General features: G+C 64.8%; 16 protein-coding genes. 7 read left to right on the top strand and 9 right to left on the bottom strand.

Going from position 1 to position 15,614, the window contains the following annotated elements:
* Positions 1-269: 269 nt before the first annotated feature.
* The 3 genes from odc2 (at position 270) to IB267_RS28380 (ending at position 3,035) form a co-directional block, all read left to right on the top strand.
* Positions 270-1,409 (top strand): ornithine/lysine decarboxylase, encoded by a 1,140-nt coding sequence (gene odc2 / locus IB267_RS28390; protein WP_246764948.1) that lies wholly within the window; start codon positions 270-272, stop codon positions 1,407-1,409.
* Positions 1,410-1,600: 191 nt separating this feature from the next.
* On the top strand, positions 1,601-2,191 hold the full coding sequence (locus tag IB267_RS28385) for a GNAT family N-acetyltransferase (protein WP_192450799.1): 591 nt from the start codon (positions 1,601-1,603) through the stop codon (positions 2,189-2,191).
* Between the two features lie 262 nt (positions 2,192-2,453).
* Complete coding sequence (locus IB267_RS28380; protein ID WP_246810874.1) at positions 2,454-3,035, top strand: LysE family translocator; 582 nt, start codon at positions 2,454-2,456, stop codon at positions 3,033-3,035.
* 6 nt (positions 3,036-3,041) lie between these two features.
* Here the strand turns inward: IB267_RS28380 and IB267_RS28375 are convergent, their stop codons facing one another.
* The 3 genes from IB267_RS28375 to IB267_RS28365 form a co-directional block, all read right to left on the bottom strand.
* Positions 3,042-3,449, bottom strand: a complete 408-nt coding sequence (locus IB267_RS28375) for a VOC family protein (protein ID WP_192450798.1) — start codon at positions 3,447-3,449, stop codon at positions 3,042-3,044.
* A gap of 144 nt (positions 3,450-3,593) precedes the next feature.
* A complete protein-coding gene (locus IB267_RS28370; protein WP_192450797.1) occupies positions 3,594-4,166 on the bottom strand; it encodes a hypothetical protein in 573 nt (190 codons plus the stop codon).
* Position 4,167: 1 nt separating this feature from the next.
* Complete coding sequence (locus tag IB267_RS28365) at positions 4,168-4,800, bottom strand: LysE family translocator (protein ID WP_192450796.1); 633 nt, start codon at positions 4,798-4,800, stop codon at positions 4,168-4,170.
* A gap of 269 nt (positions 4,801-5,069) precedes the next feature.
* On the opposite strand from IB267_RS28365, the gene IB267_RS28360 reads away from it, so the two are divergent.
* The 3 genes from IB267_RS28360 (at position 5,070) to IB267_RS28350 (ending at position 8,140) form a co-directional block, all read left to right on the top strand.
* On the top strand, positions 5,070-5,516 hold the full coding sequence (locus IB267_RS28360) for a glyoxalase superfamily protein (RefSeq protein ID WP_192450795.1): 447 nt from the start codon (positions 5,070-5,072) through the stop codon (positions 5,514-5,516).
* Between the two features lie 315 nt (positions 5,517-5,831).
* Positions 5,832-6,959 carry a multicopper oxidase domain-containing protein gene (locus IB267_RS28355; RefSeq protein WP_246810873.1) on the top strand — a complete coding sequence of 376 codons (1,128 nt, stop codon included), beginning with the start codon at positions 5,832-5,834 and terminating at the stop codon, positions 6,957-6,959.
* Positions 6,956-8,140, top strand: coding sequence for a ZIP family metal transporter (locus IB267_RS28350; protein WP_192450794.1), 1,185 nt, complete (start codon positions 6,956-6,958; stop codon positions 8,138-8,140). The genes IB267_RS28355 and IB267_RS28350 overlap by 4 nt, the downstream gene beginning before the upstream one ends.
* Before the next feature lie 16 nt (positions 8,141-8,156).
* Here IB267_RS28350 and cysE read toward each other — a convergent pair whose 3' ends face one another.
* From cysE to IB267_RS28335, 3 genes are read right to left on the bottom strand one after another with little or no spacing between them, the layout of a single operon-like run.
* Positions 8,157-8,984: a serine O-acetyltransferase gene (gene cysE / locus IB267_RS28345; protein ID WP_192450793.1), complete on the bottom strand. Its 828-nt coding sequence runs from the start codon at positions 8,982-8,984 to the stop codon at positions 8,157-8,159.
* Between the two features lie 10 nt (positions 8,985-8,994).
* Positions 8,995-9,984 carry a WD40 repeat domain-containing protein gene (locus tag IB267_RS28340; RefSeq protein ID WP_192450792.1) on the bottom strand — a complete coding sequence of 330 codons (990 nt, stop codon included), beginning with the start codon at positions 9,982-9,984 and terminating at the stop codon, positions 8,995-8,997.
* On the bottom strand, positions 9,984-11,072 hold the full coding sequence (locus IB267_RS28335; protein WP_192450791.1) for a GTP-binding protein: 1,089 nt from the start codon (positions 11,070-11,072) through the stop codon (positions 9,984-9,986). Before IB267_RS28335 ends, IB267_RS28340 begins: the two co-directional genes overlap by 1 nt.
* A 187-nt stretch (positions 11,073-11,259) precedes the next feature.
* On the opposite strand from IB267_RS28335, the gene IB267_RS28330 reads away from it, so the two are divergent.
* Complete coding sequence (locus IB267_RS28330) at positions 11,260-12,351, top strand: glycosyltransferase family 1 protein (protein ID WP_192450790.1); 1,092 nt, start codon at positions 11,260-11,262, stop codon at positions 12,349-12,351.
* A 28-nt stretch (positions 12,352-12,379) separates the two neighbouring features.
* On the opposite strand, the gene IB267_RS28325 is transcribed toward IB267_RS28330, so the two are convergent.
* The 3 genes from IB267_RS28325 to IB267_RS28315 all read right to left on the bottom strand — a co-directional run bounded on the left by IB267_RS28325 (position 12,380) and on the right by IB267_RS28315 (position 15,592).
* On the bottom strand, positions 12,380-13,258 hold the full coding sequence (locus IB267_RS28325; RefSeq protein ID WP_192450789.1) for a glycosyltransferase family 2 protein: 879 nt from the start codon (positions 13,256-13,258) through the stop codon (positions 12,380-12,382).
* A 65-nt stretch (positions 13,259-13,323) separates the two neighbouring features.
* Positions 13,324-14,727, bottom strand: a complete 1,404-nt coding sequence (locus IB267_RS28320; protein WP_192450788.1) for a hypothetical protein — start codon at positions 14,725-14,727, stop codon at positions 13,324-13,326.
* 73 nt (positions 14,728-14,800) lie between these two features.
* A complete protein-coding gene (locus IB267_RS28315; protein WP_192450787.1) occupies positions 14,801-15,592 on the bottom strand; it encodes a creatininase family protein in 792 nt (263 codons plus the stop codon).
* Positions 15,593-15,614 lie beyond the last annotated feature (22 nt).

The raw sequence follows: 15,614 nt of genomic DNA, 5'->3' as shown, positions 1-15,614 counted from the left end.
GCAACGACGGTGCGGGCCTTTCTGGTGTCTGCCGGCTTTCCAACAGCCGGGGTTACTGAAGAGGCACACCTTCATTGCCGGAAGTGCGGTTGGGTTACCCCCTCCAATCCATGGCAGACAAAGCCGAATTGAAGCCTAGGCGGGCTTTGATTCACCGTTCGCGCATCGAGCGCATGCATGGTTCCGGGGTCTCCACCGGCTGGTTCCAGAGCATGTGCGCGTATGCCCTTTGTCCTCCGCGAAAGCGGGGCATCTTGGATCAGGGGAATATGGCCATGACCACGGCTCGCATCATCGACTTCATCAACACCCGACGACCGGAAGGCCCGTGCCTTGTTGTCGACCTCGACGTCGTGCGCAACAATTTCAAGGCTTTCCGCCACGCGATGCCGGACAGCTCGATCTATTATGCGGTCAAGGCAAACCCGGCGCCGGAAATTCTGCGCCTGCTCGCCGGCATGGGCTCCTCCTTCGATTGCGCGTCCGTCGCCGAAATCGAAATGGCGCTCGACGCCGGTGCGACCGCCAGCCGCGTCTCCTACGGCAACACCATCAAGAAAGAGCGCGACATTGCCCGCGCCCACGCGCTTGGGGTCAACCTGTTTGCGGTGGACAGCCACGAGGAAGTCGAGAAGGTTGCCCGCGCAGCCCCCGGCGCCCGCGTGTTCTGCCGCGTCCTGACCGATGGCGAAGGCGCCGAATGGCCGCTGTCGCGCAAGTTCGGCTGCGTCCCGCAGATGGCCGTCGACGTGCTCGTCTACGCTCACCAGCATGGCCTCGTTTCCTACGGCGTCTCGTTCCATGTCGGTTCGCAGATGACGAAGCTGGATGCCTGGGATGCAGCGCTCTCTGATGCCAAGCGCGTCTTTGTGCAGTTGGCCAAGCAGGGCATCGAGCTCAAGATGGTCAACATGGGTGGTGGCTTCCCGACGAAGTACCTGAAGGACGTGCCGACGGCGGAAGCCTACGGCCAGGCGATCTTCGGTGCCTTGAAGAAGCACTTCGGCAACCACATCCCGGAAACGATCATCGAGCCCGGCCGCGGCATGGTCGGCAACGCCGGCGTGATCAAGGCGGAAGTCGTTCTCGTCTCGAAGAAGTCGGACAACGACGCCCATCGCTGGGTGTTCCTCGACATCGGCAAGTTCGGTGGTCTCGCCGAGACCATGGACGAGGCGATCCGCTACCCGATCCGCACGGCGCGCGACACCGACGAAATGGAACCTTGCGTTCTCGCCGGCCCGACCTGCGATTCGGCCGACGTGCTCTACGAGAAGAACATGTATCCGCTGCCGATCACGCTTTCGATCGGCGATGAGGTTCTGATCGAAGGCACCGGTGCCTATACGACGACCTACTCGGCCGTCGCTTTCAACGGCTTCGAGCCGCTGAAGGCCTATGTGATCTGATCCGGTCTGCTCCCGTCCTTGGGCGGGAGCGCCATTTCACAATTTTCGTTCGGTCCGCCTGAAGCGGTTACTGCATAATTCCCTAAATCGGTTTCGATTTAAGGACAAAATTATGCAGCAGCTAAAGGTGTTACAGCGACCTTTGCGCGTCTGAATAGACGCGCGGCGCTGTCGTATGACGGGAGGCCCCGATGGCCGCTGTTGTTGACGCTCTGCGCGCGTTTTTCGCGCCCACTACATTTGTAATCGATGCCGAGAATCCGGGCGACGTCGTCGCGCGCGAGAACCTGCTCGACCGTGCCATGGGGCCGGAGCGGCGTCGCAAGTCGTCGGAGAAGCTGCGCAGCGGCCGGCTGCCGGCCGAAGGCCTTGCTTTCGTCGCCCGCGATGTCGACGGTCACGTGATCGGCACCGTGCGCCTCTGGAACGTCGAGGCCGGCGTCAGCCGCGAAGGCCATGCCGTGCCGGCGCTGCTGCTCGGTCCGCTCGCCGTCGACCCGGCGCATGAGGGCAAGGGCATCGGCGCCATGCTGATGCGCGCTGCCATCGAAGAGGCCAAGAACCGCGGCCACGGCGCGATCCTGCTCGTCGGCGACGCGGCCTATTACGAGCGCTTCGGCTTCTTTGCCAGCCGCACCCAGCATCTCGTCATGCCGGGTCCGTTCGAACGCGACCGGTTCCTGGCGCTCGAGCTTCGCGACAGCTGGCTCGAGGGTGCTGCCGGCCTGATCGTCGCCAGCGGCCGCAAGCTCGCCATGCCGCCGGTTCGCCGCGCCGCCTGAGATCGCTTTCCGTCGCCAACCCTGCAGTGACGGATTTTTCGCTGCTCCCTCGCTGGTTCGATCTGATCGGCGAGGGGGCAGACGCATGCAATGCCGGGCGCTCCCTGCTGATGGGTTCGTGATCTTCCTTGACAATGCGGTGTCGCTGACCTGACCTTGCAGACAAGGCCTTGCCGCAAGCCGGTGGGCCCTGTTGCAAGCGGATGGAAGTCTCGCGCATGGATCCGTTCATTTTCGGGCAGCGACCCTGCTGCCCTTTCTTTTGACATCCTCCATCATCGAACTGACGCCGGGGCCGAACATGGCCTATCTCGCCATGGTCGCGGCCTCGGAGGGGCGCAGGCCCGGCATGGCGACCGCCGCCGGCGTGGCGCTGGGCCTCGCGATCGTCGGCCTTGCCGCCTCCTTCGGCGTTGCCGAGTTCGTCGGTCAGTCGGACATGCTCTATGGGGCGCTTCGCTGGGCAGGCGTCGGCTTCCTGCTCTATCTCGCCTTCGAAGCCTGGAACGGTGACGGCGAGGAGGCGGGGCCGAGCGGCAAGCCCGCATCCTTCTATTTCCGGCGCGGCCTGATCACCAATCTGCTCAATCCGAAGGCGGCGCTGTTCTTCGTCACCGTGCTTCCGACCTTCGTCGACGATACCCGGCCGCTATTGCCGCAGAACCTGACGCTTGCCGCGCTCTATGTGGGTGTTGCGACCGCGGTTCACGCGGCGATCGTGCTTCTGGCCGGGGCGTTGGAGCCGGTCCTCAACTCGCCGGCACGCGAGCGGCTGGTGCGGCGCGTGCTCGCACTGATGCTTGCGGCCGTCGCGATCTGGTTCGGCCGGTCAACGCGCCGCTAAGACGGACTAGGACGTACTCTGCGTCTCGCGGGCATCGTAGCAGACGAAGGCCAGCTTGTTGCCGTCGGGATCGCGCACATAGGCAGCGTAGAAGCCATCGCCATATTGCGGGCGGAAACCCGGTTTTCCCTCTTCGCTGCCGCCGCGCGCCATGGCTGTTTCGAACAGCCGGTCGATCACGCCGGGGCTCTCCACCAGGAAGGCGGTCATGGCGCCGTTGCCGACGGAGGCCGTCCCGCCGTCAAAGGGATGGCAGGCAAAGAAACGCGGCGCCTTGTCATCGTCCTTACGGCCCCAGGAGGAAACCTGCTCGTCGCAATAGCAGCGCTCCTGGCCGATCAGCGCCATCACCGGATCATAGAAGCGCTCGGCGCGCCTCAGGTCCGCCGTTCCGACCATCGTATAGCCGATCATGCCTGTCTCCTCGTCCTGCCTGATGGGTGTGGTCCGTTTCGGTGGCAAGTCGTCTCACACCTGCTTTAGTCACGCAACAGCGGCGATCGGGATTGGAAGGAATGACCGATCGTGTCCGCGTCACCGTCCGCTTTTTCACGCGAGCTATTTTCCGCCGAGATAGGCACGCCCGCGGCCGGACAGGCGATAGCCGACATCGAGGCTTTCGGTGAGGCCGAGCTCCTTCAGTTTGCGGATGCGCGCCTTGAGCTTCAGTTTTTCCATGCCGATGGCGGCGCTCAGCTCCGCCGCAGTCGTTCCGTCACGGGCGGCGATCAGTTGCAGCACCGGACGGGTCCAGGCCATGCCGGCGCTGTCGTCGAAACGCGCGAGCTTGCGGTCGATTTCTGCCCGCACTTCATCGTTGAGGGCGGCCGCGTCCCGCAGGGCGATGCGTGGGTCGTCACCGGCCCGGTGGAAGGCGATGCGGTAGCAGCGCCCTTCGGGGCGCGCGGCCAGTTCCTTCGCGAGGGCGGCGCGATCGGCAAAGCCGGCCTTGCGGGCATCGCTGTCGGTAATCGCGCCTTCCTCGATCTCGTCGACGGCATCGATGGCGAGAACACCGACTGCGGTGCGCAAGGTGCCGCCGGCCTTGACCGTCGGCTTGGTCCAACGCCGGAAGGCCAAGGTCACGTCGCCGCTGGCGATGCCAGCGAGCACGTCTTGGCGAAACAGCATCTCAGGCGGTGGCGCGGCGGTAAAGCGCGAGCGAGCCGGCCAGTGCCAGCAAGGCGCCGCCGCACAGGCGATCGAGCCATATGGCCCCGGATCGTTTGAGGAAGACCGCAGCTTTCGCGCCGAGCAGCGCATAGCCGAACATCACGGTGAAATCGACGGTGGCGAAGACGAGGGCGAGCACGGCATATTGCGCCGCCTGCGGCGCCGCCGGATCGATGAACTGCGGCAGGAACGCCGTGAAGAACAGATAGCCCTTGGGATTGGTGACAGCGACCAGGTAGCTTTTCAGGAAGATCGCCATAGAGGAAACGGGAGCAGTCCCGCCCGCTTCGGTTGCCACCTGGATCGTCCCTTTCGACCGCAGCAGCATGATGCCGAGGAAAGCGAGATAGCCAGCACCCAGCCATTTGACGACGGTAAACCAGAATTCGGAGGCCGCCAGCAGCGCGCCGAGGCCAAGCGCGACGGCGCCGATTAGCACGAAATCGGAGAGCACGGCGCCGACCATGCCGGCACTTGCACGCCTGACGCCGTAGCGTGATCCATTGGTGAGTGCGAGCAGGACCGTCGGGCCCGGTGTCGCGATGCCGATGAAGGCAACCAGCGCGAATGCAAGTATCGTCATTTCGGTCATCACGTCCTCCTCCGTCGTATCCGGTAGTCGTCCCACAGCTTCTGCGCGTGCGCAATCGTCTTTCGCGCGGACGCCGGTTCAGCGCTATGTTTGACAGCCGAAGCGGCATCCCCTAAGGAAGCGGCAGGGTGAAGGTCCCTGCCGTCCGCGAGCGTCACGCTTTGGTGAAGTCCTTCTTTTGAGACACGGTCAGCCGAAACGGCATGCGAACCGGTGGCAATGCGGGCTCCCATCTTCAAGGAATGCATGCCGCTGCAGGAGACCTTCTCATGACGCGCGGATCAAGCCCGCTTCCCTCGCTCGACGCCCTGAAAGACCAGGCCAAGCGTCTGCGTACCCGCCTTGCATCCGAAGGCGAAACCATCGGCCATTCCCGCTCGCTCGAACTGATCGCCGCCCAGTACGGCTATCGCGACTGGAACACGCTGCACGCCGCTGTCGGCAACCGTCCGCCGTTCAATCCCTGGATGCTCGGATCCCGCGTGAAGGGGCGCTATCTCGGCCAGGCCTTCGAGGGCGAGATCCTCTCGGTGCAGGCGCTGACGGCGCAGCCGGGGCGCTACCGCCTGACGATGAAGTTCGATGCACCGGTCGACGTCGTCACGTTCGACAGCTTCTCGGCCTTCCGCCAGCGGGTCACGGCGACGGTGGACGAGAACGGCCGTACGATCGAAAAAACCTCCAACGGGGTGCCGCAACTCGAACTCGAATGGTGAGGCGCGACCACCGCCTGCCGAGGCCATGCGGACATGTCCGTTTCCGGTCCGGCGCCGAAGTCCAACCCAACGTCCCCGAAGCCGCGCGCTGTCCGGGGACGTTTTCGTTTCAGGATCGCTAAAGGGGCGTCGCCCAGAGCGCGCGGACCTGCCGGTCCCTGCGGACCATCCCGCGTGCCCGAGTCAGTTGCGAATGGGTTGCATTTGCATTATTGCTGTTGTTGCAAATGATTTGCAGAAGCATGTGGACCGCTTTTTTGGCGCCCAGTCGGGCACAACGCGGCGCGTGTTACGCAATGAGGGAGAGGGGCGAATATGGACAAGCCGACAAGACCGGACCTGATGCGAAGGCGCAGTCTGCTGATGGGTGGGCTGGCGGCCGCGGGTGGGACGGCGATCTGCACCAGCGCCGCCCTCGGACAACAACAGACGAGCCATGTCGGTCATGCCGCGCCACCGGCAGCGGCGGGGCAAGAGCCAATGCCCGCCATGGGGCATGGCGCGATGATGACGGTCGGCGAGGTCGATAGCGCCGTCAACGGCTTCGATCCGACGGACATGCTCACCGACTGGGATACCGGCGCGGTTTCGACGCTGCCGGACGGACGGACGCTGCGCACCTTCGAGATGACGGCTGAGGATCGCGAAATCGAGATCGCGCCCGGCATCAAATTTCCCGCCTGGACCTATAACGGCCGGGTTCCCGGCCCGGCGCTGCGGGCCAAGGAAGGCGAGCGGCTGCGGATCGTTTTCCGCAACTACGCGTCACACCCCCACTCGATCCATTTCCACGGTATTCACGCGGCGCGCATGGATGGTGTGCCGGGTGCCGGGATGGTCGATCCCGGTGACGAATTTATCTATGAGTTCGATGCCAAGCCCTTCGGCTGCCATCTCTACCATTGCCACGCGATGCCGCTGCGCCGGCATATCCACAAGGGCATGTACGGCGCCTTCGTCATCGATCCGGACCCGGATCGGCGGCCGGAGCATGTGGAGGTCGCCCGCTCCAGGTTGCTCGGCACACCAGAGAATGCCGGCTGGCAGGAACTGGTGATGGTGATGAACGCCTTCGACACCAATTTCGATGCCGAGAACGAATTCTATGCGGTCAACACCGTCGCGCACGCCTTCATGAAGCGGCCGATCCGGATCGTGAAGGGCAAGCCGGTGCGCATCTATCTCGTCAACGTCATCGAGTTCGATCCGATCAACTCCTTTCACCTGCACGCCAATTTCTTCGACTATTACGATCAGGGCACGACGCTGACGCCGACGTTGAAAACCGTCGATCTCATCACCCAGTGCCAGGCGCAGCGCGGCATCCTCGAATTCACCTTTGCCGAGCACGAACCCGGGCTCTACATGTTTCACCCGCACCAGACCGAGTTCACCGAGCTCGGCTGGGTCGGCATGTTCGATGTGGTGGAGGCGCTCGCATGAACGAGATGCCAAGAGCTGCCATTCGCGCGGCAAAGACCAACCTGGTGTGGCTGGCATTGCCTCTCATCGTCTTTGGCATCGCCGTTGCCTGGCTCGTGTCGACCGATCCGCTGTCGGGCTTCCGCAACGGTGCGCCGCCGGTCGAGAACCTGACCTTCGAAAGGACCGTGTTCGACGACAGCGGTCTCAGCCTGCTTGTTCGCGCCGGCGGGTCGGAACCGATGACGGTGGCGCAGGTCCAGGTGGACGACGCCTATTGGCAATTCACCCAGGATCCGCCGGGGCCGATCGCGCGTGGCGGGGCCGCATGGCTGAAGCTGCCGTTTCCCTGGATGCTAGGCGAGGCGCATGCCGTGAAGGTGGTGACCAACACCGGCGCCACCTTTGCGCATGAAATAGCGGTTGCCGTGCCGACGCCCCAGGCGACGACGGGCCAGTTGCGGCTGCAAGCCCTGGTCGGCATCATCGTCGGCATCGTGCCCGTGGCCGTCGGGCTGATGTTCTATCCGGTGCTGCGTGGTGTTGGGCGCGAGGGCATGGCCTTTCTGCTGTCGCTGACGATCGGCCTGCTCGGCTTCCTGCTGGTTGATGCCAGCGGCGAGGCGATCGAGCTTGCCGGCGAGGCGGCGGCGATCTTCCAGGGCCCTGTCATGGTGGTGCTGGCAGGCCTGGGCAGTTTCCTCCTGCTGATGGCAATCGGCCGGCGTAGCGGTGCCCCGACCGGGCTGGCGCTCTCCACCTACATCGCGCTCGGCATCGGCCTGCACAATCTTGGCGAGGGGCTGGCGATCGGCGCCGCCTTTACGGCCGGCTCCGCCGGGCTCGGCACCTTCCTCGCGCTCGGCTTTGCGCTCCACAACGTCACCGAAGGCATCGGCATCGCCGCGCCGATCCTGAAGAAGAGGCCGCCGTTCCCGGTCTTCGTCGGCTTGACGCTGCTTGCTGGCAGTCCAGCCGTCATCGGCATGTGGCTCGGCAGTCTTGCGACGTCGGCGCAGTGGTCGGCGCTGGCGCTGGCGGTCGGGGCTGGTGCGATCCTGCAGGTGATCGTCGAAGTGGGCGCCTATCTGATGCGCCAGAGCGAGCGCAGGAGCGACGTGTTCCTGACGCCGCCGGTTCTGGCCGGCCTCGCAGCCGGTGCGGCATTCATGTATGCCACCGCGGCGCTGGTGAAGATCTGACGGGCAACAGGATGGGTCAGACGATCGTCTGGTCCATCTCCGCTGCCGGAATTTCATCGACGCGATGGATGCGCACGACGGTTGCCGGCACGCCCGCGACGGTGGTGCGCGGCGGAACGGTCTTGAGGACGACACTGCCGGCGGCGACCTTGCTATAGGCGCCGACCTCGATATTGCCGAGGATCTTGGCGCCGGCGCCGAGCATCACGCCGCGGCGGATCTTAGGGTGGCGGTCTCCGGTTTCCTTGCCGGTACCGCCGAGCGTAACGTTCTGCAGGATCGAGACCTGATCTTCGATGACGGAGGTTTCGCCGATGACGATGCCGGAGCCATGGTCGAGCATGACAGCCTTGCCGATGCAGGCGGCCGGATGAATGTCGGGTCCGAAGACGAGCGAGGCGAGGTTCGAAAGCCAGCTCGCGACTTCACGGCGGCCGTCGACCCAGAGCTGGTGAGCAGCGCGGTAGGTCTGCAGTGCCTGAAAGCCCTTAAGGTTCACCAGCACATGCTTGAGGCCCGGGCAGGCCGGGTCACGCTCTTTCACCGCCTGAAGATCGGCTTCGGTCGCCAGCAGGATCTGAGGATTTGCCTTGAAGACGTCGGCGAGCAACTGCGCAAGAGAGCGTTCGTCGACGCGCGCGACGGCCAAGCCGGCTGCGAGCACGCCGGCCAGCAATTCGGCATCCGATCCGGCATCGATGATCGGCATCAGGGCGGGCGCCATGACCGGTTCACGTGCGGCAAGCGCGCGCGCTTCCGCCCGGATCAGGCTCCAGACCGCGCCATCGGCGAGCGGTGTGGCGAGCGAGCCTTCGTAGCGCTGCGTCTCATTCAATGCGGTCATGCGCCACCCGTCAGCCGGCGATATCGACGACGCCGCAATCACCCTCGGCCGAGCCGAAGGCGAGCTGCCGGCCATCCTTGTTCCAGGCCATGGCGGTAATCGCGCCCTTGCCGGGGCGGCGCAGAAGCACTTCCTTGCTGTCGGCAAAACGGGCGCCGAGGATCATGCCGTCCTGGTAGCCGATGGCGACGATGTCTTCGGCCGGATGGCAGCAGACGGAGGTCACCATGATGTCGGCGCGGGTGCCGAGTTCGAGCGGCGCCTTGCCCATCGGGCCGTCCTTGCCCTGGAAGGGCCAGACGATGGCGGCCGGCGCGCCCGAGGAGGCGAGCCACTTGCCCTTGGCCGACCAAGAGAACGACTTCACCTTGGCCGGATAGCCGGTCATGCGCATGTGGCGCGCTTCGGCGCCGGGCTTGGCGTCGAGCTTCCAGCCATGCAACGCGTTTTCCTGCATGGTGGTGACGAGGAAGCGTCCATCCGGCGAGAAGGTGACGCCGGTATGGGCGCCTTTCCATTCGAGATCGATCGGCTGGCCGGACATGCCGACCCAGTGCAGCGACACGCCGTTGTAGCGGGCGGCCGCGATGCGCAGACCCTTCGGCGCGAAGGCCAGGCCCTCGACGGTGCGGTCTTCGGCAAATTCCTTCGTCGCGCCGTCGGCAAGCTTCACGTGCGTGGTCTTGCCATAGGCATAGCCAACGGCACCTTGCGGGCCGGCGGCAACCTGGGCGATCCACTTGCGCGGCGCTTCGGCGACCAGCGACGTCGTGCCGTCTGCGGCGGTGCGCATGACCTTGCCGTCTTCACCGCCGGTCAGCAGCGTGTCGTTGGCTTCGTCGACGACGAGCGACAAAAGGCCCTCATGGACCTCCGTCGTCTTGTGGCCGAGATCGAGGCGGTGAATGGCGCCGGTTGCTTCGGCGAAGAAGGGGACGCCTTTGAGAAAGGCCACGCCGACAACGTGACCTTCGAGATCGAGGGGAGCGACAGTCGGCATCAGTTCGGCTGCGCCTCGCAGGCCTTGAACGTACGTTCGAGCTTTTCGCGGTCGAGGTCACGGCCGATGAAGACGAGGCGGCTTTCGCGCTTTTCGCCTTCCTTCCACGCACGCTGGTGATCGCCCTCGATGATCATGTGCACGCCCTGAACGACGTAACGCTCGGCGTCACCGGCAAAGGCGATGATGCCCTTCAGACGCAGGATGTTCGGGCCGTCCGTCTGGGTGATCTTCTGGATCCAGGGGAAGAAGCGATCCGGGTTCATCTCACCGCCGCGCAGCGAGATCGACTGCACCGTCACGTCGTGGATCGGCGAGGGGGCATCGTGGTGGTGGTGATGGTCGTGATCGTGGTCGTGATCATGGTGGTGATGGTGATGATCGTGGCCGCAGTCGGGACCGCAGGTGTGATCGTGTTCGTGATCGTCCTGGTCGAGGAAATGCGGATCGTTTTCGAGCGCCCGTTCGAGGTTGAAAGCGCCCTGGTCGAGAACCTTGGCGAGATCGATGTCTGAACGCTGGGTGCGGTAGATACGGGCCGACGGGTTGATCACCCGCACGGTTGCTTCGATGCGCTCCAGTTCCTCGGGGCTGACGAGGTCGGTCTTGTTCAAAAGCACGACGTCGGCAAAGGCGATCTGGTCTTCCGCCTCGCGGCTGTCCTTGAGACGCAGCGGCAGATGCTTGGCGTCGACCAGCGCGACGACGGCGTCGAGCTCGGTCTTGGCGCGCACGTCATCGTCCATGAAGAAGGTCTGGGCAACCGGCACCGGATCGGCAAGGCCCGTCGTCTCGACGATGATCGCGTCGAAGCGGCCGGGGCGGCGCATCAGGCCTTCCACCACGCGGATCAGGTCGCCGCGCACGGTGCAGCAGACGCAGCCGTTGTTCATCTCGTAGATTTCCTCGTCGGATTCCACGATCAGGTCGTTGTCGATGCCGATCTCGCCGAACTCGTTGACGATGACCGCGTATTTGCGGCCATGGTTCTCGCTGAGGATGCGGTTCAAAAGCGTCGTCTTGCCGGCGCCGAGATAGCCGGTGAGCACGGTGACGGGGATCGGCTTCTGCGGGGATGTTTCGGTCATGGGAACCTCTGGGATTTCCGGATGCGGGAGCAGGCATCCTAGTCGCGTCTCATATAGGAGATGCGGCGGCGATGCGCAAATGGCGCAGGCGATTTTGCCGGTCGGGCGGCGTTGCTCGCTACGATCCCGATAACCCTCCTTTCATCAAGATCGGCGAGAGTGCGGGGCATATCGTAGGGGTGCGTATGTGAAGACGATTTCCATCAACGGTCGGTTCCTGACCCAGCCGCTTACCGGCGTGCAGCGCTTCGCCCGCGAGATGACCCGGGCGCTGGATCACCGCATCGCATCGGGTGCCGTGCCGCATGCGCTGAAGGACGTGCGCTGGCGGCTGCTTGCGCCGGGCAAGGCTGTCGACGATCTCGGCCTCAAGGCGATTTCGGTGGAGCGCTTCGGCTCCGGCCCAGGCCATCTCTGGGAGCAGGGGGCGCTCTTCTGGCGGTCGCGCCGCGACACGCTCATCGGCTTCGGCGGCAGCGGACCGGTGCTGCATGGCGACCAGGTGGTGGTGATCCACGACGTCACGCTCTTTCGCCATCCGGCCTCCTTTGGTCGAGGCTACCGAATATTCCATGGAACGCTTGGCTATCTTCTTGCGCGGAGGGCGAAGATCGGTACGGTCTCGAACTTCTCACGCAAGGAACTTGCCGAGGTCTTCCGCGTGCCTTCGGCCGGTATCGACGTGATCTACAATGCGACCGACCACTTCGCGGGCCTTCAGCCCGACGACGGCGTCATCGCGCGGCTCGGACTTGCCGACACGCCCTTCTTCCTCTTGGTCGGCACGCTGAAGCCCAACAAGAATGTCGAGTTTGCCGTGCGCGCTTTCGAGGCCTTGGGTGTCGGTGACCACAAGCTGGTCGTGGTGGGCGGCACGGATCCATCGGTGTTTCGCGACATCGCGCCGACATCGAAGGGCAATCTGATCTTTCCCGGACGTCTGACCGACGCGGAGATCGCCGGGCTGCAGCGCCGCGCCGTCGCCTTCGTCTTTCCGAGCCTTTACGAAGGCTTCGGCATCCCGCCGCTCGAGGCGATGACGCAAGGCTGCCCGGTGCTTGCTGCCGACATTCCACCGGTGCGCGAGGCCTGCGGCGATGCGGTGCGCTACTTCGATCCGTTGAAGACGGAAACGCTGGTCGAGGCCATGCGGACGATCTCCACCGACGCGCCTTTGCGCCGCGAGCTGACGCAGGCCGGCCACGACAATGCCAAGCGCTTTTCCTGGGATGGAAGTGCGGTGGTGCTGCTCAATATGCTGGCGGCACAGCGAGCTTAGTCGTCGCAGCCTAGGGCGCGCGAAACGATCAGAGTTCCAGCATGCGTTGCGGATCCATGCGCCCGCGCAGGAGATCGAGAAAGGCGATGGCGTTGCCCTTGAGGCGGCCGCGCCGATCGACAAGGCCTTGCGGCTTGAGGCTGCCGGCGAGATTGGCGGCTATGTTGCCGCCCATCAGGCGCAGCGCCCATTTCAGGCTGACGGTGCCTTTGCGAAAGAGATAGAGCGGATTGGCAACTTGCGAGTAGCCGAACCGAAGCCCGGAGGTGCGGCCGCGCTTGTTGCCAAGATGCACGCCGCGCAAAGCGTCAGACTTCACGATCCGCCCGCGCTTGGAAAGGCGGCGGCAGAAATCGACATCCTCCTGCCAGCCATAGAGCGGCAGGCGCTCGTCGAAGCGGGTCTTGTCGGCGGCGATGGCGGAAAATCGGAAGACCATGTTACAGCCGTAGGCGTTGTAAACCGGGGTCGGCGGGTGGCCCGCGGTCGTTGCGCCATCACGTCGCAGGATTTCCAGGCCGTCTTCGACCGATATGCCCGGCCCATGAATGCCGTCGGCGAGGACGAGCCCGGTAGCAACGACGAGATCGGGTGCTGCCTCGAAAAGCCTCTGCGCCTCTGCAAGAAAATCGCCGCGCGGCAGGAAATCGTCGTCGAAGAAGACGAACAGATCCGCGGCTCCAGCGCGGTCGAGAATGGCATTTCGCTGTTTCGTGAGCCCGCGCTCGCCCGCGACGATGGTGACGGGAACCGGCAATGTCCGGGCGAAGGCCTCGTCGATATCATCCGCAGCGCTCGGGCAGACGAAGATCGCGTCGGGCAGACGGGTCTGTCGCGTCAGATGCAACAGGGTTTCGGAGAGGACTTCGCGGCGGCCCGCGGTCGCTATGCCGACGACGATGTTCATGGATGTGCTCCCCCGCTCGTTTCGGCGGCGATCTAACCGGAAAATCGTGCAGTTTCAGTTAGCGCCTATGCCGATCCAGGTCCCGGCGCCCGCAGCATGAGGCGCAGTTGGTTGAGCGAGAGCAGGCAAAGCAAGCCGCCGCCGATGATGCCGGCGCCGATTGTGGCAAAGCTGGTTTCGCCGGAGAGGATGAACGCAAACACGGCCGCGCCAAGCCCGGCGGCGGCGAAGAGCACAGGCGGCCAGGAAAACTCGAAGGCAAGCGAGGACATCAGCCGCAGGCCGACCAAGGCAGCGAGGATCGCGCCGACGGCGCTGCCCCATGCGAGTGCTGCGCCATCCGGCCCGGCGGTGAGCAGGGCCGTCAGCGCGCCGAGGTTCAGGAACGCACAGTCGATCACCGCGAGCAGCAGGATCAGCGCCAGGCGTTGCTTCAAGTGCAGCGGCGTCGGCAGCATGATCTGCGTCAGCGTGCGAACAAGCGAGAGCACGATGATGGCGGGCGCGGTGGCGAGGAAACCTTGCTGCAGGTCGGGGCTGATGACGAGCCAGGCGGCGGGCAAAAGCACGGCAAAGATGCCGGCTGCCATCATCAGCGCGAAGCTCGTCAGCAAGGCGTAGTAATGACCGAGCTGGCGGGGGAGGGCGGCGCGATCTTCGGCCCGGTCATGCGCGGCGACGATTTCGGGATACTGGATCGCCTGGAGGGCGGAAACGATCAGCACGAAGGGGCGCTGCAAAAGGTCGAGCGCGAGCAGCGCGCCGGCGGCGCCCGTGGTTCCGAGCGCTGCGGTGAAGATCGCCTTCAGCGCCAGCGGCGCGAACATGGCGGCTGTCGCGGCACCTGCCGAAACGCTGCCATAGACGAGATGTTTGCGGACCCGGGCGCTGTCGAGCGCTGCGGCAGGGCGGGTCTTCGCGCGGCGCGACAGGAGAAGCGCGAGCAGGCCATAGGCCGCATAGCCGCCGAGCAGGCCGGTGACCGTCGAAAGGAAGCTGGGGGAGACCAGCGCGCCGAGAAGTGTGCCGGCGGCGAGGATGGTGGCACGGGATCCCTGCAGTACGGAAAAGGCGCGAAAGTCCTGGCGGAAGCGCAGCATGGTCAGGTGCAGGTCGCTGCCGCCCTGCGCGATCGAGACGAGGCCGCCGACAAGCGCCACGACAGGTGGCACGCCAAAGAACAGCGACAGGCAAGCCGCGATCAGGCAGAGGGCGGCGCAGGCGAATGCTTCGACGAGGATCGCGCGCCGCTCCGCCGCTTCGCTTGCAGCATCCGGCCCAGGGTAGAAGCGCGTGCAGGCAAACCGCACCCATTCGAAGGCGGCGATCGCAGCAAACTGGCAGATGGAGATGAAGAGCGAGTAGCTGGCATAGTCGGCCGGCGCCAGCCAATGGGCGACGACGATCAGCAGGCCGAAGGCGATGACGGCCTGGTAGAAATAGGCGCCGAGCGCAATGATCTTCGCCATGGGGTTCTCTGTCGGACGCTGTCAGCTGCAGTTCTGATAGCGCAAAAGCGCAAACAAAGTGTTTGCCGGCCATTCAGGCCAGATCGTTCGGATCGAAATCCCTGACGTCTTCGAGAAGTTCGATGAAGCCTCGGACAGCATGGGCGATCAGGATTTCGCCGCGTGCTGCCGTTGCCGCAGCGGCGTTGCCGGCGACGCCTATGGCGTTAAGGTCGCGCATCCTCCAGCCGAAGGCGTGGGGCCCATAGGCGCGCAGATGCTTGAAGCGCTCCGCAAACTGTTCCTGGCGCGAGGAAAAGCGGTCGGCCTTGGCCATGTCGACCCTGTCTGGATGGAGCGCCATCATGACCGAGGTTTCGATGTCGCCGCCGTGGATGTCGAGTGCCTTGTCCGCCGGCGAAATCCAGCCGTCCGGCTGGCCGAAACGGGTCCAGCTCGTCGCGACCGCCAGCATGTTGAACCGCACCCGCGCTTCGGTGGCGATGATGGTCATCAGGGGCGAGTTGCCGCCATGGGCGTTCAGCATCACGAACTTGCGGATGCCCTGCTGGTGAAGTCCGGCGGCGATGCCGAGCCAGCGCTCGACCGCCTCTCCGTAATCAAGCGTGCGGCTGCCGGCGACATCCATGTGTTCGATCGAGTAGCCGACCGGCTCGGCCGGCAGAAAGGTGACGGGCAGATCGGCGGGAAGGGCGGCGATCGTGCGGGAGACGATCCCCTCGGCAATCAGCGTGTCGGTTTCGAAGGGCAGGTGCGGTCCGTGCTGCTCATGCGCGCCGAGCGGCAGCACGGCGATCCAGTCGCGGCGGGCGTCTGGTGGAAGGTCGGCCGGATTGTCCTGCCATCGCGGCTCGGGCATCGACATTTCTCTTCGATCCTCCACGTCA

The organism is Ensifer sp. ENS09 (assembly GCF_014852425.1).
Taxonomy (GTDB): Bacteria; Pseudomonadota; Alphaproteobacteria; order Rhizobiales; family Rhizobiaceae; genus Ensifer.
This window is presented reverse-complemented; position numbering and strand designations above follow the sequence as displayed.